The sequence below is a fragment of the Luteimonas sp. 100069 genome, assembly GCF_003813845.1.
GTDB lineage: Bacteria > Pseudomonadota > Gammaproteobacteria > Xanthomonadales > Xanthomonadaceae > Luteimonas > Luteimonas chenhongjianii.
In genome coordinates this window covers 15079-38928 of record NZ_RPFN01000001.1, presented here as the reverse complement: position 1 = coordinate 38928, position 23850 = coordinate 15079, and the positions used below count along the sequence as shown (strand labels likewise).

Below are 23850 nucleotides of genomic sequence, written 5' to 3'. Positions count from 1 at the left end.
GTCCCTCACTGCTGCATCTGCTCGTCTGGCACGGCCCATCCCGCGTCATCGGCCGACGCCAGCAGATCAGCTAAGTGCTCTCGCAGGTGAGGATCCGCATAGTCTGACCACATTTGGTCGACCAGATCTTCTGCGATACGGTCCCGCCCAGCCAAGAATTCGGTGTGGGTGATGCTGTGATCCGTGGTCGTCAGGTACTCGGACAGTTGGACGAGTCGTGGATCAATCATGTGCGGGCTCCGGGGCGTCCTCGCCCATCTTCATGAGGTAGTGCGGTTCCTGCCCAATGGCATTGAACATCGCGCGGAACTTGCCCAATAGGTAGGGCACGTCGTAATCGGTCCAGTCGATTGGCGGACCATTGATCGCGTCTCGGTGGGAACCTCGATCGACGAAGCGATCCAGTGCCGCGTATTTGCTGGATGTATCTGCGTCAGCCAAATGCTGGACCGCCACGGGGAAGTCAGAAGACCCGGTGGTGAAGGTGAAGAACTGCTCCAGGATGTTGCGCATGGCGTTGGGCACGATCTGGGTGGGGATCTTCCCATCCTTGGCATCCCTAAGGATCTGCCACCACACGTCGTAATCGTTCAATAGCTTAGTTGGATCCAGCGTCTCGACTTCCGAATGCGCATTCTTGACCACGCGCAGCAGTCCGCAATGGTTGTGTGCCTTGGGCAGACTCGTCTTGTGCTGACGGATCAGCTCATGGAAGAAGAACAGATTGTGCGTCAGAACAATCACCTGCTTGACGAGCTGGGGTCGACCATCTGGCTTGGCCAGCTCGCGGTGGATCATCATGGCAATGTCATACACGTAGTTCTGGGACAAGCTGGAGATCGGATCGTCAATGACGGCGATCGTGCGCCGTGCGTCCACAGTTTCGTGTTCGTCGTGCGATCCCTTGAGCGACTCCATGAAGTAGAGAAACGCGATCAGCGTCTTCTCACCCTCGCTCAATGACTTCGTCTCGCTGCTGGCTACCCCTGGGCGAACCAAGCAGTACACGCGATCCTCGCCTGTCTTTCGATCGATGCTAAATGCCGTGATCCCCAAGCTGCGGAGTCGATCGTTGATCGCATCGATTGAAGCGTCGACGCCCTTTTGAAGCCGGCGCAGATCACGCAATTCGGTGTTGAGGCCGTCTCGCTCCTGTCGCTTCGCTTGCAGATCTGCGTTTGCCTGCGTTTCAGCTTCCTGCAGCGGTCCGAGCAACGCGCCATGGTGCGCGTAGGCGTCCATGCGCTCGGCATGCATGACCTGGAAGAGCATGGCCTTGATCCGCTCACGCTCGCCTCTACGATCCCGGATGCGTGCGTTGAAGTCAGCGATCAGGGCGTTGAGCTTGACCAATGCCTCGACCAGTGCGTCCACATTGACGGGGACGATGGAGACTGCCTCCCCCGGCTGCGCCTCTTTCCGGCGCAATTCCGTCAATGTGTCGTGGAACGCCCCGCGAGTCTGGGACCAGGCAAGCTCCACCCCTGCTTCTTTTGCGTCGGGCTCGGTCAAAATGGTCCGGGCACGCAGCTCCAACGCGTCGAGCTGGGCGGCGTAGTTCTGAACCAGCAGCGCGATCCTGTCGACCTTCGCCTTGCGCTCGCCTTCCAGGAGCCGCGCCAACTCTTCTCGGAAATCGTGAGGCAACCCCTGCTGGCAGAACGGGCACTGGTCTTTGTGCGTGTACGCCTGACCACGTGCGACCCAGTCCGCGTTGCCCAGTTCGGCAACGAGCGGTGCTAGGCGACTTGTGGTCGACACCTCGACGACCTCGCCCCAGATGGGGTCGTTCTCGATCCTGCTCAGCGCAGTGGTATCCAGGGACACCGATGCGCGCTCGCTTTCTGTGCCTGAGACATCGCCCCAGCGCTTTTCCAGTCGTTCGATCGAGTCCAGCTGCCCGTCCTCGGGCAGGACATGCGTGCGCAGGTCGGTGAAGAACTTTTCCTTGTTCCGGCCGTAGCCTTCAAGCAAAGGCGCCAGCGCCGTCTTCTTGCCCCACTCGTGGGCCTTCCAGATGTCGTCCTTGGCCCGCACGAACTCCTTGGCAATGTTGCCCTCGGCTGTGCTGACGCTTGCGGTGGCGCCTGCGATCAGGCCCTCCAGATCGCCAATGCGGGTCTCGATGTCTTGGATGCGTTGCTGGCGGACGGTATCGACTTCGCCAACGGTGAAGATGCCTTGGATCGGCTGACCAATCAGGCGCTCCACGTAGTGGTGGTTGTAGACCAAGTACCGATAACGAGCGTTGTCGGTCGTATCGATCCGGCAGTGGGCGAACGCAGCATCGTTGCGCGCCAGACCGTCGACGACTTCACCTATGGCGGACTTTCCTGCTCCATTGAGGCCGTAGACATACGTCGCGGTCTTGTTAGGGATCTGGACAGAATGCTCGTTGGTCGGATGAAAGCTCTTGTGGCGATGGATCGAGATTGTTCTGATCATGCCCGCTCCCTGCGGGTTCCTCGTGGATCGGGCCGTGAGGCCGCTTCCTTGACCGCCCGTAGAACGGCTGGCGCTTGTCAAGCGACTATAGCGAACAGTCGGCTCTGCTTGGCATGGGCTTCGTGGCTTACGGATACCCTAGCCAACTGGCGCGGGGCGCTGCTCTCTCCTCTGCACGCATTGAGAACCCCGCTCCTAGGGGGCCGGTCAGCCCGCGGTCGGGCGTGATGGCATCACTGACGAACCCCAGCAGCGGCGCCAGCAGTGCCAGTACGATGGTCATGCCCGCGCACAGCAGCATCACCACGCTCGCCTTCGCGAAGAAAACGTGCCTGCGCGGTATCGGCAGCGCGAGCAGGTGATTCCACATCCGCGGCCCATGCTCCATCTGCGCGACCAGCACGGTCAGGGCCGTGACGGTCATAGGCAACATGAAGAATGCCCACGTGGCGGCGTTCCCCATCAGGTACATCCGCCAGGGCGTATCGCCGCCGCCATGCCGGTTGAAGATCAGTGCCATCAGAACGGCGACGACAACCGGCGCGACGAGGCACAACAGCAGCGCCAGCGAGCCACGCAGCTTGGTGAATTCGGCGCGCAGGCAGCGCGACAGGGTGTGCTCAGGCGGCGGCGGACAAATCGTCGCGATCTCCGGTGGCGTCGTGAAAGAGAGCTTCGAGGCGAAGCGTGCCAGGGCCCAGTCCGTGCACCGGGATGCCGTGGCGGACCAGAAGCGCGTTGAGGTCCGCGGCCTCCGGCGCACCTTCGCGACACGGAACGACCAGCCGCATGCCATCGGTGCGCACCACCATTCCAGCCTGTCGCAAGATCGCGGCGGCTTTGTCCGGTTGCGCGGTGTCCACCTCGATCGCACTGCGGTTGCGTCGCCGCAGCTCCTCGATCGGCGCCTGTAGCACGAGCCTTCCCTCGTGCATCAGCCCGACGACGCGGCAATCCGATGGGCCTTTCACTCATCGGCCTGCAAACGGCGCATGCACTAGATTTCTCCAGCCCTAAATCCCAACACGATCTAGAGAGCGCCGAGCACCTGCTCCAGCAGTTCCGGTCACAGGCGCAGGCTCTGGATGCCCCCTGGGCGGTGGAATGGATGGTGAAATGGTGCGAGGCGCGACTCGCCGCATGGCGGCGCGACTTCAAGTCCAGTCTTGCGCTGTACGAGGAAGCTTTTGCAGCCTCCGTCTACCGCTCCGGGCGCGAAGCGCGCCGAATACTGATCGAAGCACTTACGCTCGCCTGCTTGTTGCGCAAACGGCCACACATGAAGCGCCTGATTCATCAAGGCAACGCACTAGCGATTCTGCCGGCCATCCTAGGCGACGTTTCGCCGGACGCGGGACGACGGGCACGCAATCGCTGGGCTTCTCATCATGCGCTACTCCCAGCATTTTCCTCGCCCGCCAGTCCCGACCGGCCGCCCGGCAACGCTGCGACGCCGTCGTTATTGATAACCGCCTTGCGTCGGGAGCGGACATGTTTACTACCCTTGATAACCAGCCCTAACCCTCACTGCGGCCCGCTGAGAGTTCCGGATCCCAGAGCTATGACTCCTCCGCCGTAGTAGCGCTACTACGACCAGGACAAGTGCCACCAGCATCCCAAGTGCGGCCAGCACCGTTCCTGGGCCGACCCCCAATACTTGCATCAGCAAGCCAAATTTTCCTTGCGCCATCGCCGGAGGCGACACTTCCAGCTCCGCATCGATCACCGGCCGGCCTGCAAGGAATCCGGCGACATGCGCGGCTATTTTCGGGTTGCCCAGCCACAACTCGTCGTCATGACTGGCACCGCGTACGCGCAAGTGAACGGCGTCACTGAATCCGGACAGCAGCGCCTCGGCGTTTGCCGGCGGTGTGCGGCCATCGAGCGTACCGCTGACAAACAGTGCCGGAAGGTCGCTCTGCAGAGGCGCACGGAACGCCTCACCGAGATCCATGAGCCCCAGGCCATCGCCGATCATCGGGAAAGGAAAGTTCAGCGCATCGCCGAACAGACTGTCGTTTGCCTGCGTCTCGGCCATGGCGCGCCGATCTGGACTGTGCCCGGACGCCACCTCCATCGCCAGCGGCATGGCCCGGAACTCGCCGAGCTGCTCGCGCACCGCAAGCACAAGGGTCGCCAGCAGGTCGTAGTCCCCCTCTTCGGCGTCGCGTAACGCCAATGGCAACATCTGCTGGGTGGACCGCCGGCCGAGCGAGACTGCGATTGCCAGCTGCGCATCGTAAGCGCCCATGGTCACTTGCCTGCCCCGGTGCATGAGGCTGCGGCCTTGGGCGGGCTCCCGACGCAGCTTGGCCAATACGCGTCGGGTCATACCGGTCAAGTCCTCGAAACCCTGCTCCCGGGCGATATCGGCCAGGTCCGCGAGCAGCGCGTCTGCCGCCCGCGGAAGTTTCAGGGTGTCGTCCGGGCCTTCGACGCCGATCAACACGACGCGCTCGACGCCCGCACTGTTCAGGCGGAGGCTTGCCAAGGCCAGGTGGGTACCGTAGCTCATGCCCCACAGGCTGATCCGCGGCACGCCGAGCGCACGCCGCAGGTCCTCGAGGTCGGCGGCACTCTCGGCAGTGGTATAGGCCGCGAGGTCGACCTCCTCCTCCCGCCAATGGGCGATGCATCGGGTGGCTGTGCGGCTCAGCGCCGCCAACGCGACTTCGCGGTCCAGGGGCGTGGCATCGTCGAAGCGGTGGATGTAGGGGCACGGCGGCGGGGGCTCCGACAGGCCGGTACCTCGCTGGTCGAGCAGCAAGACGTCGGTTTCGCGCTGAACCTGTTCGAACACCGGCCAGCGCGGCCCGCGTGCCGTTCCGACACTGGAGCCGCCTGGGCCACCGGCCAGGTAGACCACCGGTGAGGCGCTGCCGTCGCCACCGGCGGCCGGCAGGCGCACTACGCGCAGCCGCATGCGCGGGCCGTCCGGGTTGTCGCGCCGACGCGGCACGTCCAGGAACGCGACCTGCGCGTCGATCGTGCCGTGTCGCTCGGTCTCGAACGCGTAAGGCGCGAACTCCAGCGACGTATCGGCACGGGTCGCATGCATCGGCAGCATCCCCACGAACAGCATGCAGACCGCCATCCAGCTAAGGGGCAGCATCAACGGTCGGGGGCTTGATTTGGAAATTACGCGCAGGGAATGGGGCATGACGGGTTCCGGCCGGCAGGATGCAAGGGCGTTCCAGCAGCATCCACGCTGCTCCGAAGATTAGGGCGCCTCACTCCGCCCAACGACTCCATTAGGGGGACGAATGTCTCCGTGCGGCCAGTACGATATGGCGCATGACGATCACAAAGGTACTGGCCGCCCCTGCCGTACTGGTGCTGGTGGTCGCCGCCTGGCTGCTGGCGGCATCGCACGCTCCAGTGGCCGTGCAGGTGCTGTCCGCCGAGATGGCGCCCGCCCCGGTACCAATGTCGGGCCGCATGCCGGAACGGCCTCCGGACGATCTGGACTGGCAACCGCTTGATCCCGGCGTGCTGGCCGGGTGGCAGGATCCCCATTGGCTGCGTTGGCGCCTGGCCGCCCCGGCGGACGATGCCGGCCGCCTGCTGCACCTGTCGCTGCGTGCCGCCAGCCAACCTTATTGGAACGGACAGCCGCTGGCCGCCAACGGCATCGTCGGACGCAGCAAGGATGAGGAACAACCGGGGTTGATCGATATCGTCCGCGTGCTACCGCCATCTGGAGGTACCGGAGCCGATGAGCTGATCGTTCTGGCGTCGAGGCACCATCAGTGGCTGCGCATGGGCACGACCGATGCCGGCCTGCAGATCGTACCGATCGGGGGGCCTCCCCTCCATCCTCTCGGACCATGGTTGATCGTGGCCTTTGCCGCAGGCGCGCTCGGAGCCGCCTGCCTGTACTTTCTGGCGGTTCAACGCGGGCAGCCACGTGCGCACGGCGCTCCGTTGCTGCTCGCGCTGGGCGCCGTCGGCTTGGCGCTGCCAGTAGTCGAAGCCTGGCGCCCGCTGTTCGGATATCCCTATCCATGGCACGGCCTGCGTATGTTCGCGCTGCTGGCGCTGCATGCGGCGGCAGCGGTGCTGTTGCCGGTCTACCTTGCGCGCCGCTTCGACGTTGACGTGCCGGGGCCTGCTCGCATTGTCTATCTGGCAACGCTGGCAGGCGTCGTGGCTTTCCTGCCCAGTTTCGATGGGCGCGGAGCGGCTGTTCTGCTGCTGAGCCTGCTGGCCTCCGCATGGCTGCTGCTGCATGCACAAGGCGAACACGAAGAACGCCGACCGGTCCTGGTCTTGATGCTGGCCGGTGCGCTGTCGATGCCGGTCGCCGGTGGCGCATTCCTCGACGGGCCCTATTTCCTGCTGCTGGCGGTCCTGATGGGCTTCCTGCTGCTGCGCCACGCGGAGCGGCTGCGCACGCTGGACCGGCACAATGCGCGGCTGCGCGAGGAGCGCGCCCGGCTCTCGCTGCAGCTGTTGCAGCGTGGCATCCAGCCGCACTGGCTCATGAACACGCTGACCTGCCTGCAGGAACTGATCGAGCAGGTACCTCCACGCGCCAGCCGTCTCGTCGAGTCGCTGGCTGAGCAGTTCGACCGCCTGCGCGAGAGCAGTCGCCACTCGCTGGTTCCGTTGGGGGACGAACTGGCCCTGTGCCGCAACCATCTAGACATCGTAGGCTTGGCGCTGGGCCAGCCGATCGGCTTTGAGGTGGACGCCGACGACACCGATCTCCTGCTGCCACCCGGGGTGCTACACGCCCAGGTCGAAAACGCACTCACCCATGCCGGCGCCAGCGCCTGCACGCAGCACCCCTTCCGGTTGCGCGTGCAGCGCGAGAACGGGCGCCGGGTGCTCGAGCTGCGCAGCCCCTGTGGGACCGCGGGGCATTGCGGACAAGGCACCGGCACGCGCTACATCGAGGCCAGCCTCGCCGCCGCCTTCCCCGGCGGCTGGCGCTTTACCCAGGGCCCGGACGATGCGGACTGGTGCGGTCGGATCGAGCTGGCATGCGCATCCTGATCGTCGAGGACGAACCGCTCATTCGTGAGCGCCTGCTGCGCATGTGCAGCGAACTGGGGGGCGGACGAGCGCGTTTCGACGCCGTCGCGGACCTCGACCTGGCTGGAGACCGACTGCAGCGCAGCCTTTACGACGGTTTGCTGTTGGACCTGAACCTCGGCGGCGAGGACGGCTTCGAGCTGCTGCAACAGGCGGTGGCCGGGCGCTACCAGTGCGTGGTGGTATCGGCCCATCGCGAGCGCGCCTTGCAAGCATTCGAACACGGAGTGCTGGATTTCGTCCCCAAGCCGTTCACGCGCGAACGCCTCGGCCAGGGCCTCAATCGCCTGCTCGACGCCGCCCGCTATCGCCCGGGACTCGCGCGCTATCTCGGCATCTGGCGGCCACAGGGCACGGCACTGGTCGAGTTGGCCGACGTGCTCTGGATCCGTGCAGACGGTGACTACAGCGAGGTACGCTTGCTCGATGGCCGCAGTGAACTGCACGACAAGTCCCTGACCTCGTTGGCTGCCGTATTGCCGCCCGATTTCGTGCGCTGCCACCGCTCCTGCCTGGTCAATCTGCGCCATGTCCGCTCCCTGCATGCCGGCTCCGGCAGCCGCTACTGGCTGGTCATGGCGAATGGGAAGGAACTGCCTGTGGGCCGCGCCCATGTTTCCCGCGTGCGCCGGGAGCTTGGCATCGAATGATGCTTCCGGTGCCCTACCCTCGATAACGCTTCCTAATCTATCGCCGCTGTCCTGCTGACGATGCCTCTGGCCAAGCTGACGTCGCCACAGACGACCTTGAGTGAGGGCACTTCGCGCCGTCTTCGAACCGCATCTTCGCTCCCGTCTGCCTGCCCTCAATTTGCACGCGCACGCTACCGCTGCTCTTAGCACCGCATCCCGCCCCCAGCGTTGCCTCATCGCCTACAACGTGAGGCTCCTATTGCATTCACAATGCGTCCGAGATTCGGTTCCTAAGGGCCTCGGTGGCAGGCTTGACAGTCACCAGGGGCGCCCGACGCTTTGCGCATGAAAATCGAAATCGACGCGCTTAGCCCGCGTGAGCTGGACGTCCTGTTGGCTGCTGCCGAGCGGCGGCAGACTCAGTTATCCAAGCGTCGCCCAGTCTCAGTCGTCCGTGCTGAGCTGATCGCGTTCGCACCAGTAGCGGCTACTCGATCGAGGAGATCGTCGGCGACCAATCATCCACGCGCCCCGCTCCCGCAAAGCGAGCTTCCAAACGGAAGACTGAGAAGACCGGCAAGGTTGCCGCGAAGTATCGAGATCCGGACAACAAAAGGCGCACGTGGTCTGGCCGCGGGAGCATGCCGCGCTGGCTGACTGAGAAGGTGAAGCGTTGCCAGAGCGCCGTAGATTTCCTGATCCCTGGACTTGCCAGGCCTACGCCAACGATTCCAAGGTGGGTCAACGATCTGTGTTCAAGCAGCGCGAGTGAGTGCGATCTAGGTCCGATCGCTAGACCTTGGCCTACTCGAGCGCATCGCCTCGTCTCCGTTGAATAGCGCGAGAAAGAAGCTTGCGATGCTCCAAGCTGTTTTCTTGATGCTCATCTAGGTCCGCAAATTGGGCTGATGCCTGCTGCTCTGGCGAGGGCTAGAAGCGCGCATGAGGTTATACAGCGGCGGATGTCTGTGGGATCGGCCGCCTGACCGATTGGGCGTCAGAGATCCCCTACCCACCGCTAGGCAGGCCTTGTTGGGGCCGCCGATATATGACCCCGCTTCTCTGGGAAGCGGGATGTGGATGACGGTTCGATCAACTCACTCGGCAGAGAGCCAAGCGTCATCACCCGTTCCTTCCACGACGACGCGGCTACCAATACCTAGGCCTTCAATCCGCTCGCGTGGCTGCGTGATGGCCAGAACGCTGCCATCGTCCACGCGAACCTTCACCATGTAGCGTGCAGCAGGTCCTGTTCCAACAGCGCGCTCGGCGATCGCACCGCCGATCGCGTCGCCTTGATTGATGGCGAGTTGCCCGGCAAACAGTCCAGCCTCTGGCGATGCCTTGCCGATTCCGAACGCCGCGGCGACGCCACCAATTCGGCCAAGCTTCTCACCCATTCGGCGGGCGCGCTTTGTCTCCTCAGTACGATCGTCTCCCCTGTTCTCAATTGGGACAAGCTCTTCGATGCTGCCGCGCCTTTCCTTAGCAAATGCATCGCTGCCGATCACAAGCATCGCGATCAGAAACAAAAAGAAGCCGCCTTTCAGACATGTTCTGATACTCATCACCTACTCCTTGGCCTGCGTCTTAGAAAATTGTCTCGCGCTCACTTAGGCGCCACGATGTCCTGACGACACATCGGACCCGCGTAGCGATACCGTCTGATCTTTCCTTCGCGATCGGCCACATAAGTGATCTGGCAACGATGCTGCTCAGGATGTTGGATGTTCTGGGACACTACTGTTGTCGGCACCAGACCAAACAAGCTGCTGGAAGCGACGACGACCTGCTCGTTCCACGCCTTGTTGATCGAGGTCCACGTGTAGTGAGTCTCGCCGTCAGCCTCTTCAATCTGGACGCGCCCACCGTCAACCCGCAGTTGAATAAGTAGTTCACCAGCGTCGCGGCCGAGCCAAGCCGATGCCTTGCTGTCAGCGGTCTGCGCAGCGGCAGGCGCCATGGCAAAAGGAATGAGAGCGCCCATGAGCGCAAACGCAATGCGACTTGATCCAGTCCTCATGCCTTCACCAGATCGGGCGAAGCTGCGGATTGATCCGGCTTAGAGCGTACTTCTGGCTGCGTTGCCGACTTGCTTGGAACATAGGACGGGCCCCAAGGCGTGTGGATCGCGACAGAAACGCCTAGCTCATTGGCCAGTTGCATTCCGATCGCCTGTGAGGCGAGTTGCGCTCCTAGCCGTCCCTCAAATGCTTCTTGATGGAGTCCCTCGGCAAAGACCTCAAAGCGTCCGTTTTCCAGCTCCCTGACCTCGACCATGCGCCACCTCCTCTGTGTGCACGTCGAGCCTACGTTGACGCCATAGCCTTGCGTGTCATACATACCCGCAATCCGGCTAGGTTTGTTCTGACATCATTAGTAGGGTTGCGCCCCCTTGCGACCTGAGCTAAGTGGCGGCACTCTCAACGCGTGTTGCCTGTTCTTCCACAAGAGCCCGCCAGATCGCAGTGATCCGAGCTTCTATTTCCCGCGCCGCGGTCACAGGAAGGCGTTGCCGAGCTTCTTCAAGAAGTGGCACCGCATACTCATCGAATGCTGATCGAGCGCTCTGGACGTCGAGAGACGCGTCGGTAATCGCTTGCTTCATGTCAGACAGTCGGTCTACGCGTAACTCCATCTCGGCGCGGCGGCGCGACTTTGATACGTCTTCGACGCTCAGTAAGAGCCCCATCTCCTGCATCAGCAAAAGGGTTTCTTCGGACGACTCTCTTGGGTCGGTGTCGAAGTGGCAAAGCGTTCCGAAAATAGTGCTGTCAGCCTGCAAAGGAACACTGCAATAGGCGCGAACATGATTTCTGTAAGGATTAGCAGCCAACCGCGGATCTACCGCTGCATCTTCGATGACTAGCGTTGTCGCTAGCGAATGGACGATGTGGCAGTAAGTATCATCGCGGGGGATATCAGCCGCGAACATCGTGTCTGGTTCGTTCTCCCGATCGATGAGCATGAAGTTCTCAGCGTGCGTCGGGCCCAGCCGATAGATGGCGGTAAACCGATATCCAGACTGGATGTTGAGGAATTCAAGCGCGCCCCTGATGTGCCCGGCCATCAGTAGGAAGCGGAGTTGCTCAAGGTAGATCTGGTTGGCATGCATCACCAGAGCCTAGCACCATAGATATCCAATCTAGTTCGGGCTGAGCGGTGGCCTAGGCGATGATCAGTCGTCCTGCTCCCATCGGGCCAGGTTCTGCTCGATCCCGTTGATGCCTTCCCACGAATCCTTGCGTCGACGTTTGAGCATCGCGGGCACGTCTCGCATGGTGAAGCTGTCCGCCCGTTTGAGCTTCGCCAGATCGTTCCAGGACAGTGGCATGGCTACCGGGGCGCCTGGACGGGCGCGCAGGGAATATGAGGCTACCGCCGTCGCGCCGCGGCCGTTTCGTAGGTAGTCCACAAAGATGCGCTTGTTCCGGAGCGCCTTGGTCGACGTAGCCAGGAACCGGGTCGGCTCCGACTGCGCCAGCGCTTCAGCGAAGCCCTTGGCAAAGCGCTTGGTCAGGCCCCACTCGCACCAGGGTTCAATGGCACAACGACATGGAGACCGTTGCCGCCGGACACGCGCAGAAGGATTCGAGTTCGAGCTGCGCAAGCAATTTTTGAATATCTGTCGTGGCCTTCTTGACCTCGGCGAACGGCACGTCCGGCCCCGGATCCAGATCGAATACGACCCGATCCGCCATGTCGGGGCGATCGGCATGCGAGCCCCAAGGATGGAATTCCAGCGCGTTGAACTGCACGAGTTCCATCAAGCCGGCCGCGTCCTTAACGACCAAATAGTGGGCATTGATCCCGCTCTCTTCTTTCAGCTTCGCCGAGGAGACGAGCTCGAGGCCAGCCGTGTGGTGCTTTTGAAAAAAAGCACGGCTTCTCGGAGCCGCTGGGGCAGCCACCCGCCCATACCGGTCGGTGTCGCGCGGCTCGCAGGAGAGCGGTCGGCGCGCGATATGGGCATCGAGCGCCAGGGCAGCCTGCTGCCCGCATCGCCAGCGGCTGCCATCCAGCCTCGAGCAGAGCTGATTGCTTTCAGGCGCGTCAATGCCGTGCAGCCGGACCGAGGTGTCGTGGATACGAACCGTATCGCCGTCCACCACGGACGCCGTCCCGACGATGGTGCGCGCGGTTGCAGGGCATGTTGCCCCGCCGGCAAGAAGGGCCACCGCGAGGACAAAGGCGTTGGGCGGCACGGTCACGGCCGATCCCAAAGTCGCGTGTCCGGGAACCGGTCCTCGATCTCGCGCAGGAGCTGGCTGGGTAGAGCGTCTACCGACACGGCCTGGTTCTCCAACGCCATCGTGTGAAGGCTGTTGCTGCGCAGCCACTCGCTGGCCAGCTGCGCGCGCCGGTCAGTGAGGGTCTGTTCCAGAGGGCGCCGTGGCAGGAGGGCAACCAGGAGCTCGCAGTCCAAGGCGTCGGCGGCGCGCTTCAACGCGTCCATCGTAAGCTTCCCCTCGACCTCGCCGCGCTCAAGCTGAGCGACGCGCTGCTCGCCCACGCCCATGCGCCGGCCCAACTCGTGGCGGGGCATACCTAGCGCCTCACGGATCGATCGGATCCACCCGCCGCGCGGCGTGGCGAACATGTCGGCGGGTCGGGAACGGAAGCCGGCAAAGCGCGCATCCAGCGCCTTCCTGGCAAGCTGCCGAATCGAACGGGTCGTAGTCATGTGGGTCTTTGTGCCATAAATATATGGCAGCGGTCTAATGGTACTTGCTACATATATGTATCAGATTACCGGACGGTAACGGAAATATGTCCTTTTCCAACACGCCTGGCCTGTGCTCCCACAGCGTCCAGACGTCTCGGAATCGCAGCCCCATCGACATGCGCGCGCGCCAACGAGCTCAGGAGAATTCACCTTCCGGGAAGACGTCCCGGACCCGCTCAACGCACCGATCCGGATTAGATCCGCTGCACCGCGTACAGGCAGATGCTCGAGTGGCCCGAGGCCTGCTCCCACTGCGCGGTCGGGGAAGGGACACCGGAGGACTACCGTTTAATCCACTCCGGAAGTTCTACTTCCGGCCTGCGGCTTGGGCAGGGGACGTCATGAAATGGAGGCTCGGGCGCAAACACCCGCAGCCGTCGGGGAAAATTATGCTCAATTAGGCATCGATGCCTAATTGCGCATAATTGACGCACGTCACAGTTTGATGCTGCCCCAGTCCGGACTGGGTCCCGCTTCAGCCCTTCTCCCGCGATTGGACGCTGTTGAGTCGTACGGCTCACAATGCCCATGGCGACATTGTGAAAACCCGTGTGCTGAGCGCCTCGTTCAGAAATGAGAACCGCGCCGCGCGCTTTGGGTACGCCATCATCGGTTTGCGCTGCTCGCCGGGACCAGGAGGCTTCCCGCGGGGACATTGAGAAGCGCGCAAAAAACGCATCGCCCCTCAACACCGCGGGTCGACCATGGTGGCGCCGCAACCGCCGCAGGCCGGCCCACATACTGTGAGGCCTTCTTGGCAGCTTAATGAAAATGAGTTGTCCCCGCGGCCGGCTCAGGTTTGGCGCGGGGCCGCATGTGGCTCAAACACCATCCCACCGGGCTCGCATGCAATTCAGCTCATCGCTGGCTGAGCGGTCATGCGTGCTGGAGCCCATGCGCTTGCTCAGTCCGATGGCGGACTGGAGGTGCAGAGGTCGCCGGGAGCTGCTTGCCGTACCAGCTTGGCGAGGTGCCGCGATCGAACAGCAGTCTGCACGAGCTGGAGACTGAGAGCTCATGTCGTAATCGGCTCGTAGTAGGGATGCCGCTTCGGAAAATCCGAATTATTTTCGAAATTAAATCGGATTGAAATTCTTTAAATTCAATTACTTGCGCGCATTTTTGCTCAGATTCCCACAGTGGGAAATGGGCCAGTGGGGAGGGCTCTTTCGGGCTTCCGGGGTGCAAGCGCATGGGCTGCGATGCTTTGCTCGCTAGGGGCGCGGCCCGCTATCGTCCGGGGAGGACCACAGCTTCCCTATGGATCACCTGGCCGATCAGCATTCACCTGCCCGGAGCAGGAATCGGCGGACTGACCGAGGTCGGGCGACGCGCTCCCGACGTGAATTGGCTATCGACAGCCCGTTTGAAAAGTGCGGCCGCGAGTGTGACGTGTTGCCCCGATCGCGTCGTCCAGCTCCGAGACGGAGCTACGCGGCACTCGCAGTGGAGAGGTGACGTTTGAGGAGCCGTCGCAGTGTGGCCGCATCCAAAGCGTCTATCTGATCAGCCGTGACGGACTGTGTGCGGAGTGCGCTCGTCCCGCTGACGAGCCCGGTGAAGGCAAGCCCATCCTGGCGGGTGAGATTGGGCACGTACCGAGAATAGACAGTGAAGAGCATCTGGGTGTTCGTGTGGCCCATGAGCCGGGCGATCCACTCGGGGTTCTCGCCGGATGCCAGCATCAGGGTCGCCGCTGTGTGCCGTGTCTGGTACGGCCGGCGCTTTTCAAGCTCGAGGTAGCGCAGCAGCGGATACCAGGTTCGGTTGGCGAAGTTGTGCGCATCGATCGGATTGCCAGTCCGACTGCAGAACACGTACTCGGCATCGGGATCACGCTCTTTCCATTGCTGCCGCAGCGCCTCCCTGACCATCGGTAGCATCGGAATATCGCGGAGAGAACTTTCGGTCTTGGCGTTCTCTTCCGCTTCGCCGCCGGAGAAGACCTCGCGGACCTTGATCAGTTCGTTTTCGAAATCGACGTACTTCCACTTGAGTCCGTTGATCTCGCCAGTGCGCATGCCAGTGAAGAATCTGCAGGTGACGTAGTTACGGAAGTCCGGCCGGATGGTGGCACGAATCCTCTCCACCTCTTCCAGCGAGAATGGCTTCACGTCAGGGCGCCTACCCTTCAGGCGTTTGACGCCCTTGAATGCACTCGTCGTTTCGAACCGCTCGCTCGCTTCCTCCACGCACTGGCGAAGGAGCCCCATGATTTTGTTGACGGTGGCCGCGGCCAACTTCTTGTTCGAGCGTCCGGGCATTGCGGCGAGCTTCGCGCGGAACGTAAGCACATCTGCCTTGGTGATAGAGCCGACCGGCCGGTTACCGAATTCGGTCAGAAGATGGGCATCGAACACTGCATCGACACTTTCCCTGTGCTGTCGTCGCCACTGGGGTGCCATTTCGTTTCGCCAGGTCACGGAGAACTCCGCGAAACTCGGAGTGACCGGAGCCGGGTCGACCGCCGGAGCGGTGGTACTGCAAGACATCTTCGTCGCCGCATTTCCCATGGTGTCGTCCGGTGGCGCGCTGAACTGCAATGCTCTCGGACTTCCCGGAAACGTCGCCGCGTAGTCAAAACGACCCTGCTTGATCTCCCTGGAGATGCGATTCATCAGCGCCTGCACACGCCGGCGATTCTCCGCCGTGTCCTGCAAGGCGGTCTGTTCGCGGCAGCGGACACCTCGGTAGAAAAAGTCGAGGTAGAGCATCCCCGTTTCGGGTCGCGCGCGGACCTTAGCCATGGATCAGACCGCCACTGGCCATCGGGATGCCTGCGCCACGCGCCACCGCTGCGTTCGGCGCCCGTCCGGCCGAAAACTTGCCGATGTCTCGCTGGATCGCTTCCCAGATGAAAAGAAGCTTCCTGCCGCCGAACGGTCGGATGTAATGCACACCCTCAAGCAGCACTGCATCTTTGAGACGCGTGCGTATCGTCCGCGCGTCGTAGTGGATCCGCGTAGCTAACTCGTCCGTGGTGATGTAAGTTTGCAAGGTGTTTCTCCGTGTCGTGCTTAATCAACAGGTGTCGCGTATAAGCGACGCTCGGTGACGATAATAGACAGCGGATGCCGCGTGTCAACAACATATGTCGCCAATAAGCGACACCAGTAAGGTTTTATTCATGATCAGGTTTCGTCTCGCCGAGCTTATTGCCGACAAGGCGTTCAAAGAGCGACGCGTCGTGCCGCTGACGGAGGTGGCTGATGCCACAGGCATCCATCGGGCCACGCTTTCGAAGATCGCCAACCAACCCGGTGCAAACATCGGGACGGACATCATCGACAAGCTATGCAAGTACTTCGGGTGCCAGCCAGGCGACTTGCTGACGTACGTAGAAGGAAGCACTGGATCGGTTTGACCGATCCCAATCAGTACCTGAGACGCAATCCGCGACGATCGCTGTGATCACCAGGGAATGAAATGACCAACGAAGAATTCAAGCGCACCCTTGGGGAGCGGCCGACAAGCTGCGCGGCTCTGTCGCGGCGGCTACCTACAAGTACCCAGCTCTGGGCCTGGTGTTTTTGAAGTACGTGTCGGACATGTTCGATGCCCAAGCCAAGCGCATCCGAAAGCGCTTGGCGGAATCCGCAGGCCGAGTACTACATCGAGAACGAGGACAGCCGCGACGCGCTGGCCGCGCAGTTCGCCGCCGACAAGACCTTTTAAGAAGACCGCGCTGCGCCAACTCGTCGCCACTGCTTGCTAGTGGAGGGCGTGAATGACATCTACAGCACGCTTGGCCTGGACAAGCCGCACATCAGCCTGCTGGACGAGGACTTCCTGGCCCAGATCCGCGGGATGCCGACGCAGAACTTGGCGGCCGAGCTGCTGGAACGCCTGCTCGCCGACCAGATCCGCCAGCGCGGGCAGAAGAGCGCACTGCAGGGCAAGGAGTTCGCCGAGCGCTTGGAAGAAGCGGTACCCCCGCTACCGAAACCGTCGCTTGACCACGGTTGAGGTCATCGAGGAGCTAATCCGGCTGGCGAAGGAGCTCAACGAGGCGCGCCCGCCTGACGGCATAGCGGGGAGGAGCTCGTCTATACCAGGCGCTGGCGGAGAACGAATCTGCCGTACGCGAGCTCGGCCACCCAACGCTGGGGGGCGCTGGCCCAAGAGCTGACCAACAAGCTGCGTAAGTCGGCCTCAATCGACTGGCAAAACCGCAAGGACTCGCGCACGCATCGCTATGGTGAAGATCCTGCTTGCGCGCTACCGCTACCCAACCGACCGGCGGCCACAAGCACCCGTAAGAGTGATCGAACAGGCGGAATTATTGGCCGATCCATGGGCCGAGCGTCGGCGTGAGCCATGAGCTGTCACAACGAACTGGGGTCAAACTGGAGGTCCGGGGTGTCCTGTGACATCCGAAAGTGTCACAGAAAGTGTCACAGGAACCGTTGGAACATCGGTTCAGCCTTGAAGAAAGAAGAGCGGAAAACAAAAAACCCCATGAGAATCATGGGGTTTGATGTGTGGATCTAGTGGTGGCTATGGGTGGACTCGAACCACCGACCCCAGCATTATGAGTGCTGTGCTCTAACCAGCTGAGCTACATAGCCATCGGCCCGCGCGGAGCTCCGCAACGAGCCGCGCATTCTGCCCCAGCCTCCGCCGCTACGTCAATCGTCCGTGCGCGTTGGCGGCCGGGAGGTCACCTGGCCGGTTGCGCCGTGCCCAGGCCAAGCTGGTCGAGCATGAACGCGTACATCTCGGCCGATTCGCGATAGCGGCGGAAGCGGCCCGACTTGCCACCGTGACCGGCTTCCATGTTGGTGCGGAACACCACCGGATGCGTACCGGTGTCGAGATCGCGCAGCTTCGCCACGTACTTCGCCGGCTCCCAGTACTGGACCTGCGAATCCCACAGGCCGGTGCCGACGAACATCGCCGGATAGGCCTTGGCTTCGAGATTGTCGTAGGGCGAGTAGCCCAGGATGTAGTCGTAGTAGCGCTTGTCCTCCGGGTTGCCCCACTCGTCGTATTCGTTGGTCGTCAGCGGAATGCTCGGGTCGAGCATCGTTGTGACCACGTCGACGAAAGGCACCTGCGACAGGATCACGCGGTACTTCTCGGGGGCCATGTTCGAGATCGCGCCCATCAGCAGGCCGCCCGCGCTGCCGCCGTAGGCGGCGACCCGATCCGGCGCGGCATAGCCCCGGCGGACCAGATCGTCGGTGACGTCGATGAAGTCGGTAAACGTATTGATCTTGTTGAGCAGCTTGCCGTCGTCGTACCAGGCCCGGCCCATCTCCTCGCCACCGCGGATATGCGCGATCGCGTACACCATGCCGCGGTCGAGCAGGCTGACGTTGGTGACCGAAAAGCCGGGATCCATGGATGCTCCGTAGCTGCCGTAGCCATACTGCAGCAGCGCCGCGGTGCCGTCCTTCTGGAAGCCCTTGCGATAGACCAGCGACACGGGGATACGCTTGCCGTCGCGCGCCGTGGTCCACACGCGCTCGGTGACGTAGTTCGACGGTTCGTAGCCGATCACCGCCTGCTGCTTTAGCTGGCGACGCTCGCCGGTCTTCGTGTTGACCTCGAAGGTGGTGGCCGGCGTGGTCAGCGAGGTGTAGCCGTAGCGCAGCCACGCGGTGTCGGGCTCGGAGTTCACCGCCAGTCCCATCGCATACGCCGGCTCGTCGGCCTGCACGAATTCGTCGCTGCCGTCACTTTTGAGCACGCGCACGCGGGTCAACGCTTCGGCGCGCTCCTCGATCGCGGTGAAGCCGTCGAACAGCTCGAAACCTTCGATGTAGACATCGTCGCGGTGCGGCACGAGGTCGGTCCACTGCCGGCGCGATGTTGCACCACTCGGCGCGGTGACGAGCTTGAAGTTGGTCGCCGGCACACCATCGGCAGCGGGGGCGTTGGTGCGGATCACCCAGCGGCCGCTGTAATGGTCGGCGTCGTATTCGACATCGCGCGCTCGCGGCGCGAGCACGGCGAAGGTTTCGGGATTGTCCGCCGGCGCGTAGCGCGTTTCGCTCGACACGGTGCTGCCGATGCCGATGACGATGTAGCGATCGTCACGCGTGCGGTCTATGCCCAGGTAGAAGCTGTCGTCCTTCTCCTCGTACACCAGCACGTCGTCGGTGGCCGGCGTGCCGAGGACGTGCTTCTTCACCCGCACGGTCAACAGCGTTTCCGGATCGTTCTCGACATAGAACAGCGTCCTGTTGTCATCGGCCCAGACCAGGTTTGCCGACACGCCGGTGATGACGTCCGGATAGACCTCGCCCGTCTCGAGGTTCTTGAATCGCACCGTGTACTGGCGACGCCCATTGGTGTCGTCGGCGTAGGCGAGAATGCGATTGTCGCGACTCACGTCCCAGTCGCCGACCGCGTAATAGTCCTTGCCCTCGGCAAGCGCGTTGACATCGAGCAGGACCTGCTCGCCGCTGAAGTCGCCGCGTGCGTTCGCTGCCTGGATCGACAGCGCATCGATGCCGACGCCATCGGCGCGGCGCGCATGCACCGGATAGTCCTTGCCGGTCTCGTAGCGCGAGTAGTACCAGTAGCCGCGATCGCGGTACGGCACCGAGCTGTCGTCCTGCTGGATGCGGCCGACGATTTCGTCGTAGAGCGTGTTCTCGACCGGCTTGAGCGGTGCAAGCATCGCGTCGGCATAGGCGTTTTCGGCGTTGAGATACGCCAGCACCGCAGGGTCCTGGCGCTTGTCGTCGCGCAGCCAGTAGTAGGCATCCTCACGCGTGGCGCCGTGCGGCGCCTTGACGGTGTGCGGGCGCTGCTCGGCGTCGGGCGGCACCGGCGCGGCGGCGTGGGTCGTGGTTGGAACGCTCATCAGGCTCAGGCTCGTCAGGATCGGCGCAGCAAGCAGGGCCGCCGCGCGCGGGAAAGAGGTCTTCATAGGTGGGTCCATTCGCTGCGGATGCAACGCCGAAAAGAACACCGGCCGCGAGAGCGGCCGGTGCTGGATGGAATCACTTGCCCAGTTGCTGCCACAGGAACGTCAGGTAGAGCGCATCCATGTGCGCCTGCTGCCGGTTGTTCGCAGCGCCGCCGTGACCGCCCTCGATGTTCTCGTAGTAGCGCACGTCCTTGCCGGCTTCCGACATCAGCGCGTGCATCTTGCGCGCGTGGCCGGGATGGACGCGGTCGTCCCGGGTCGAGGTGAGGATCAGCGTCGGCGGATAATCCTTTGCCGGATCGAACAGGTGGTACGGGGAGAAGGTGCGGATGAATTCCCATTCCTCCGGCTTGTCCGGATTGCCGTACTCGGCCATCCACGAGGCACCGGCGAGCAGCTTGTGGTAGCGCTGCATGTCGAGCAGCGGCACCTGGATCACGACCGCACCGAACAGCTGCGGATACTGGGTGAGCATGTTGCCGGTCAGCAGGCCGCCGTTGCTGCCGCCGCGGATGCCCAGATGCGCGGGCGAGGTGATCTTGCGATCGATCATGTCCTGCGCGACCGCGGCGAAATCCTCGTAGGCCTTGTGACGGTTGGCCTTGAGCGCAGCCTGGTGCCAACGCGGGCCGTACTCGCCGCCGCCGCGGATGTTGGCGACCGCATACACGCCGCCCTTCTCCAGCCAGCCCTTGCCGACGCCGCCGGAGTAGCCGGGCGTCAGCGAGATCTCGAAGCCGCCGTAGCCGTAGAGCAGCGTCGGATTGCTGCCGTCGAGCTTCATGTCCTTCGGACGCACGATGAAGTACGGCACGCGCGTGCCGTCCTTGGACGTGGCGAAGTGCTGCTCGACCTCATGCGTGCTGGCGTCGAAGAAGGCCGGCATGGTCTTGAGCGTTTCCGGCGCGGCATTGCCGCCCACCTCGGCCAGCATCAGCGTGCTCGGCGTCAGGTAGTCGGTGACCGTCATCCACACCGCGTCGGACTCGTCACTGTCGACGGCGCTGACCGCGACGGTACCGAGTTCAGGCACGCCGGCCAGTTCGCTGCGCGCCCAGCCGTTGGCGCCCGGCGTCAGCACGGTGAGCTTGTTCTTGACGTCCTCGAGCACGTTGAGGACGAGGTGGTTCCTGGTCCACGTCGCGCCAGCCAGCGAGGTCGTCTCGGTGGGTTCGAACAGCACGTCGAACTCGCGCTTGCCGCCCATGAAGGCATCGAAATTGGTCGCCAGCAACGAGCCCGCCGGATACGTGCGGCCCCCGACATCCCAGGGTTCGCGCAGTTCCAGCATCAACCAGTCGCGGTGCACCGACTTGTTCGCAGAATTGGGCGCATCGATCCTGGTCAGCTGGCCATCGGCGCCACGCAGATACAGCTCGTCGTTGTAGAAGGCCAGCGTGCGGCTGACGAAGTCGCGCTCGAAGCCCGGCGTGTCGTCATGGATCGCGGCGATGTACATATCGTCCGGCTTGCCTTCGTAGACCAGCTTCGCCTGGTCCATCGACTGGCCGCGGGCCAGCTGCTTGACGATGCGCGGGTAGCCCGACGAGGTCAGGGAGCCGTCGCCGAAGTCGGTGTAGACGTAGACGTTGTCCTGGTCGATCCAGCCCAGCGCACCCTTGGCTTCCTCGCGGAAGAAGCCGCCGTCGACCCAGGACTTCGACGCGACGTCGAACTCTCGCGTCACGTCCGCATCGGCGCCGCCGCGCGACAGCGCGATCAGGCAGCGGGTATAGGCCGGCCGCAGGCAGCTTGCCCCATGCCACACCCAGTTCTCGCCTTCGGCCTTGTTCAAGGCGTCGAGGTCGAGCACGGTTTCCCACTTCGGCTGCGGCTTGCGGTATTCCTCCAGCGTCGTTCGCCGCCAGATACCGCGCTCATGGTTCCGGTCGCGCCAGAAGTTGTAGTACCAGTCGCCCTGCTTGTAGACGGCGGGGATCTTGTCGTCGGAATCGTAGATGCCCAGCAGATCGGCTTCGAGCTGCTTGAACTCGGGCGTGGCCGCGAGTTCGGCCTCGGCCTTGGCGTTCTGCGCGCGGACCCAGTCGAGCGCCTTCTCGTCGGTGACGGCTTCGAGCCACTGGCGCGGATCTGACATGGTGGCCTCCTGGGCGGATGCGGCGCCCATCGACAGGCCGACGGCGACGGCCGCGGCGAGGCAGAGCTTGGACACGTGGGACATGGGGACTCCGGTGACACGGACGGATAGCCGGCAACGCTAGCACGCAGCGCCAAGGCGGACCGCATGACCAAAGTCCACCCCCAACGGCGAGGCGCAGGGTCAGCGCAATCCCGGCAGCAGCCCCGCCGCCACCAGCGCGGCGCGGATCGAAATCCGTTGCCCCCGGCGCGGCGCCGGTCGCCGGCGGGCCTGCGCGAGACCGGGCCGACGCCGCCGCAGGACCGCTGACGAGGCCGGTTTCCGCCGGCGCGTCAGGTGCCGGAGCGCCAGGGTGCACCAGGCCAGGGCCGGCATGCCGAGCAACCACATCGGTGCCCAGCCGACCGCGCTTGTTCCTGTGCGCAGGCCGGGAAACGACAGCAGGGCGATGGCACCGAGGAACAACGTGCCCAGGAGGGCGGCCGGCAGGGTGGCGTCGGATCGGACAAATGGCGTTGCGGCGATACGGGACATCTCGACAGCTCCTGTGAACGCGATCGCCCGGCTGGGCAGGCGCACAGTCTGTAGAGCGGCCATCTCACGGGCTGCGACCTTTGCGGGTCGTGGCTCGATTGCGGCATGCCCGCAGGGGCCACGCGCGAGCGCTATCCGATGCTCGTGTCGAGGATTCCGTTCCGGGCCAGGACGACCCGGAGCATGGCCTGCTGTCCAGCCGACGCCTCGCGGGACCCAAGGCCAAGGCGGACGTAGCGCTGCTGATCCTTGTCTGGACCGGCCGGGCCAAGCATGTGCGACAGGTCGGCAGGGCGCAGGTGGATGTCGTGCCAGCTCATGCGGCGCTCGCGCCCGGGCGCCCGCCCGGGTCAGCCCGCTGCGGCACTTGACGCATGTGCCGCGTCTGTTCCCCGGCGCGCTCAAGGCAGTGCGCGACTGCGGCCGCGCCCTGCCTCTGCGCTGCAGTCGAGCCGCCTCAGCGCTCGTACTTGTCCAGCGCCATCATCAGCAGCGAGCGCGCCTGTTCGCGCAACGCCACCGGCTCGACGACTTCGGCATCGGCGCCGTAATGCAGCACGTCCATGAGCAGTTCGCGGGCACCGCTGTAGGGCACCTTGAGCTCGAAGCGCCCGTCCGGCAGGAACCGGCCCTGCTGCTGCGAGTGCCAGTGCTCATCGGCGACCCAGCGCGCGGCCTTGGCGCTGAAGACGATCGTCGCGATGCCCTTCGGCGGGCCGGAGAAGATGCCGTAGCTGCCGGCCAGATGCCGGTCGAGTTCGTCGTCCTCGATGTCGCGCGCGACCGCATCGAGCACCCGGGCGGTGGCGATGCGGTCGACCGAGAAGCTGCGCAGCGCGTCGCGATCGTGGTCCCAGGCATCGAGGTACCAGTTGTCGCGGTAATGGGTGATGCGTTGCGGCGAGACCGTGCGCCGGGTCTTCTCGTCGGTCGAACGCGCGCGATACTCGAACGCCAGCTGCTTGCGCTGCAGCACCGCCGAACAGACATTGCGGAAGGCGTGTTCGTCCATGCGCCGGCCGCGATGCGGGATGACCCGCACGCGCTGCACCGGCCACTGCTTGCCGGCCGAATGCTCGTCGAGCAGCTTCTCGATACGCGACTGCAACGGCGCCAGCGCTGTCGACAGCACGCCCCCGCTGCTGCGCGACATCAGCTGCTGCGCCGCCAGCAAGGCATGCAGCTCTTCGGAGTTGAGCCACAACCCGGGCAGTTCGAAGCGACCGCCCTCGTCGCTGTCGTAGCGGAAGCCGGCATCGCCGTCCCCGACGATCGGGGCCATCAGGGCATCGCGCAGGAAGGCGAGATCGCGATAGACCGTCGCCCGCGAGCATTCAAGCTCGTCGCGCAACTTGGCCACGGTCACCGGATAGCGCGAGGTCTTGAGGATGCGATGCAGCGAGAGAATACGTTCGTATCGGTCCATGGCGCGATTATGGCGCCAGTGCGCCGCCACGGCGTGACCGGATGTGGATAACTGCCGGTTAACGCAGCC

Annotated in this window: 23 protein-coding genes, 1 tRNA gene and 1 pseudogene; 6 read left to right on the top strand and 19 right to left on the bottom strand. The window is 63.5% G+C overall.

The annotated features are described in order from the left end of the window. Positions 1-5: 5 nt before the first annotated feature. The 5 genes from EGK76_RS00185 to EGK76_RS00170 all read right to left on the bottom strand — a co-directional run bounded on the left by EGK76_RS00185 (position 6) and on the right by EGK76_RS00170 (position 5605). Positions 6-230 (bottom strand): hypothetical protein, encoded by a 225-nt coding sequence (locus EGK76_RS00185; protein WP_123831074.1) that lies wholly within the window; start codon positions 228-230, stop codon positions 6-8. Then, positions 223-2445, bottom strand: coding sequence for an AAA family ATPase (locus EGK76_RS00180; RefSeq protein ID WP_123831073.1), 2223 nt, complete (start codon positions 2443-2445; stop codon positions 223-225). Before EGK76_RS00180 ends, EGK76_RS00185 begins: the two co-directional genes overlap by 8 nt. Positions 2446-2572: 127 nt before the next feature. Further along, on the bottom strand, positions 2573-3046 hold the full coding sequence (locus EGK76_RS15580) for an ABC transporter permease (RefSeq protein ID WP_255409777.1): 474 nt from the start codon (positions 3044-3046) through the stop codon (positions 2573-2575). Positions 3047-3065: 19 nt separating this feature from the next. Further along, positions 3066-3416, bottom strand: a complete 351-nt coding sequence (locus EGK76_RS15575) for a hypothetical protein (protein ID WP_233580110.1) — start codon at positions 3414-3416, stop codon at positions 3066-3068. Positions 3417-3943: 527 nt separating this feature from the next. Beyond that, positions 3944-5605 (bottom strand): alpha/beta fold hydrolase, encoded by a 1662-nt coding sequence (locus EGK76_RS00170; protein WP_123831071.1) that lies wholly within the window; start codon positions 5603-5605, stop codon positions 3944-3946. 134 nt (positions 5606-5739) lie between these two features. On the opposite strand from EGK76_RS00170, the gene EGK76_RS00165 reads away from it, so the two are divergent. The 3 genes from EGK76_RS00165 to EGK76_RS15570 all read left to right on the top strand — a co-directional run bounded on the left by EGK76_RS00165 (position 5740) and on the right by EGK76_RS15570 (position 8953). Beyond that, positions 5740-7443, top strand: coding sequence for a sensor histidine kinase (locus EGK76_RS00165; RefSeq protein WP_123831070.1), 1704 nt, complete (start codon positions 5740-5742; stop codon positions 7441-7443). Continuing rightward, on the top strand, positions 7431-8132 hold the full coding sequence (locus EGK76_RS00160; protein WP_123831069.1) for a LytTR family DNA-binding domain-containing protein: 702 nt from the start codon (positions 7431-7433) through the stop codon (positions 8130-8132). The genes EGK76_RS00165 and EGK76_RS00160 overlap by 13 nt, the downstream gene beginning before the upstream one ends. Before the next feature lie 476 nt (positions 8133-8608). Continuing rightward, positions 8609-8953 carry an H-NS histone family protein gene (locus EGK76_RS15570; RefSeq protein ID WP_343205617.1) on the top strand — a complete coding sequence of 115 codons (345 nt, stop codon included), beginning with the start codon at positions 8609-8611 and terminating at the stop codon, positions 8951-8953. A gap of 258 nt (positions 8954-9211) precedes the next feature. Here EGK76_RS15570 and EGK76_RS00150 read toward each other — a convergent pair whose 3' ends face one another. The 8 genes and pseudogenes from EGK76_RS00150 to EGK76_RS00115 form a co-directional block, all read right to left on the bottom strand. Beyond that, positions 9212-9682 (bottom strand): hypothetical protein, encoded by a 471-nt coding sequence (locus tag EGK76_RS00150; protein ID WP_123831068.1) that lies wholly within the window; start codon positions 9680-9682, stop codon positions 9212-9214. A gap of 41 nt (positions 9683-9723) precedes the next feature. Next, entirely contained in the window at positions 9724-10101 is a 378-nt protein-coding gene (locus EGK76_RS00145; protein ID WP_123831067.1) for a hypothetical protein, read from the bottom strand. A gap of 32 nt (positions 10102-10133) precedes the next feature. Continuing rightward, complete coding sequence (locus EGK76_RS00140) at positions 10134-10394, bottom strand: hypothetical protein (RefSeq protein ID WP_123831066.1); 261 nt, start codon at positions 10392-10394, stop codon at positions 10134-10136. A gap of 127 nt (positions 10395-10521) precedes the next feature. Continuing rightward, positions 10522-11229, bottom strand: a complete 708-nt coding sequence (locus EGK76_RS00135; RefSeq protein WP_123831065.1) for a GAF domain-containing protein — start codon at positions 11227-11229, stop codon at positions 10522-10524. A 63-nt stretch (positions 11230-11292) separates the two neighbouring features. Continuing rightward, positions 11293-12020: pseudogene (gene ligD / locus EGK76_RS00130) on the bottom strand (non-homologous end-joining DNA ligase); the annotation flags it as partial. 301 nt (positions 12021-12321) lie between these two features. Further along, positions 12322-12798 (bottom strand): mobile mystery protein A, encoded by a 477-nt coding sequence (locus EGK76_RS00125; RefSeq protein ID WP_123831064.1) that lies wholly within the window; start codon positions 12796-12798, stop codon positions 12322-12324. A gap of 1472 nt (positions 12799-14270) precedes the next feature. Beyond that, complete coding sequence (locus EGK76_RS00120; RefSeq protein ID WP_199730856.1) at positions 14271-15554, bottom strand: site-specific integrase; 1284 nt, start codon at positions 15552-15554, stop codon at positions 14271-14273. A 25-nt stretch (positions 15555-15579) separates the two neighbouring features. Continuing rightward, positions 15580-15837, bottom strand: a complete 258-nt coding sequence (locus EGK76_RS00115; protein ID WP_123831062.1) for a hypothetical protein — start codon at positions 15835-15837, stop codon at positions 15580-15582. Between the two features lie 130 nt (positions 15838-15967). Here EGK76_RS00115 and EGK76_RS00110 point away from each other — a divergent pair, with 130 nt between their 5' ends. The 3 genes from EGK76_RS00110 to EGK76_RS15455 all read left to right on the top strand — a co-directional run bounded on the left by EGK76_RS00110 (position 15968) and on the right by EGK76_RS15455 (position 16806). Then, entirely contained in the window at positions 15968-16204 is a 237-nt protein-coding gene (locus EGK76_RS00110; RefSeq protein ID WP_123831061.1) for a helix-turn-helix transcriptional regulator, read from the top strand. A 76-nt stretch (positions 16205-16280) separates the two neighbouring features. Next, entirely contained in the window at positions 16281-16571 is a 291-nt protein-coding gene (locus tag EGK76_RS15765) for a type I restriction-modification system subunit M N-terminal domain-containing protein (RefSeq protein ID WP_199730855.1), read from the top strand. Further along, positions 16564-16806 (top strand): type I restriction enzyme endonuclease domain-containing protein, encoded by a 243-nt coding sequence (locus EGK76_RS15455; protein WP_199730819.1) that lies wholly within the window; start codon positions 16564-16566, stop codon positions 16804-16806. The genes EGK76_RS15765 and EGK76_RS15455 overlap by 8 nt, the downstream gene beginning before the upstream one ends. 525 nt (positions 16807-17331) lie before the next feature. On the opposite strand, the gene EGK76_RS00100 is transcribed toward EGK76_RS15455, so the two are convergent. From EGK76_RS00100 to EGK76_RS00075, 6 genes are all read right to left on the bottom strand, one after another. Further along, positions 17332-17408: transfer RNA gene (locus EGK76_RS00100), tRNA-Met, on the bottom strand. 92 nt (positions 17409-17500) lie between these two features. After that, on the bottom strand, positions 17501-19654 hold the full coding sequence (locus EGK76_RS00095) for a S9 family peptidase (RefSeq protein ID WP_123832011.1): 2154 nt from the start codon (positions 19652-19654) through the stop codon (positions 17501-17503). 139 nt (positions 19655-19793) lie between these two features. Continuing rightward, a complete protein-coding gene (locus tag EGK76_RS00090) occupies positions 19794-21902 on the bottom strand; it encodes a prolyl oligopeptidase family serine peptidase (protein ID WP_123831060.1) in 2109 nt (702 codons plus the stop codon). A 99-nt stretch (positions 21903-22001) separates the two neighbouring features. Further along, positions 22002-22355, bottom strand: coding sequence for a hypothetical protein (locus tag EGK76_RS00085; RefSeq protein WP_123831059.1), 354 nt, complete (start codon positions 22353-22355; stop codon positions 22002-22004). A gap of 131 nt (positions 22356-22486) precedes the next feature. Further along, complete coding sequence (locus EGK76_RS00080; protein ID WP_123831058.1) at positions 22487-22675, bottom strand: hypothetical protein; 189 nt, start codon at positions 22673-22675, stop codon at positions 22487-22489. Positions 22676-22812: 137 nt separating this feature from the next. Then, the gene (locus EGK76_RS00075; protein WP_096296420.1) at positions 22813-23781 is read right to left on the bottom strand and encodes a YafY family protein; all 969 of its coding nucleotides are present in this window, start codon (positions 23779-23781) and stop codon (positions 22813-22815) included. Between the last annotated feature and the right edge of the window lie 69 nt (positions 23782-23850).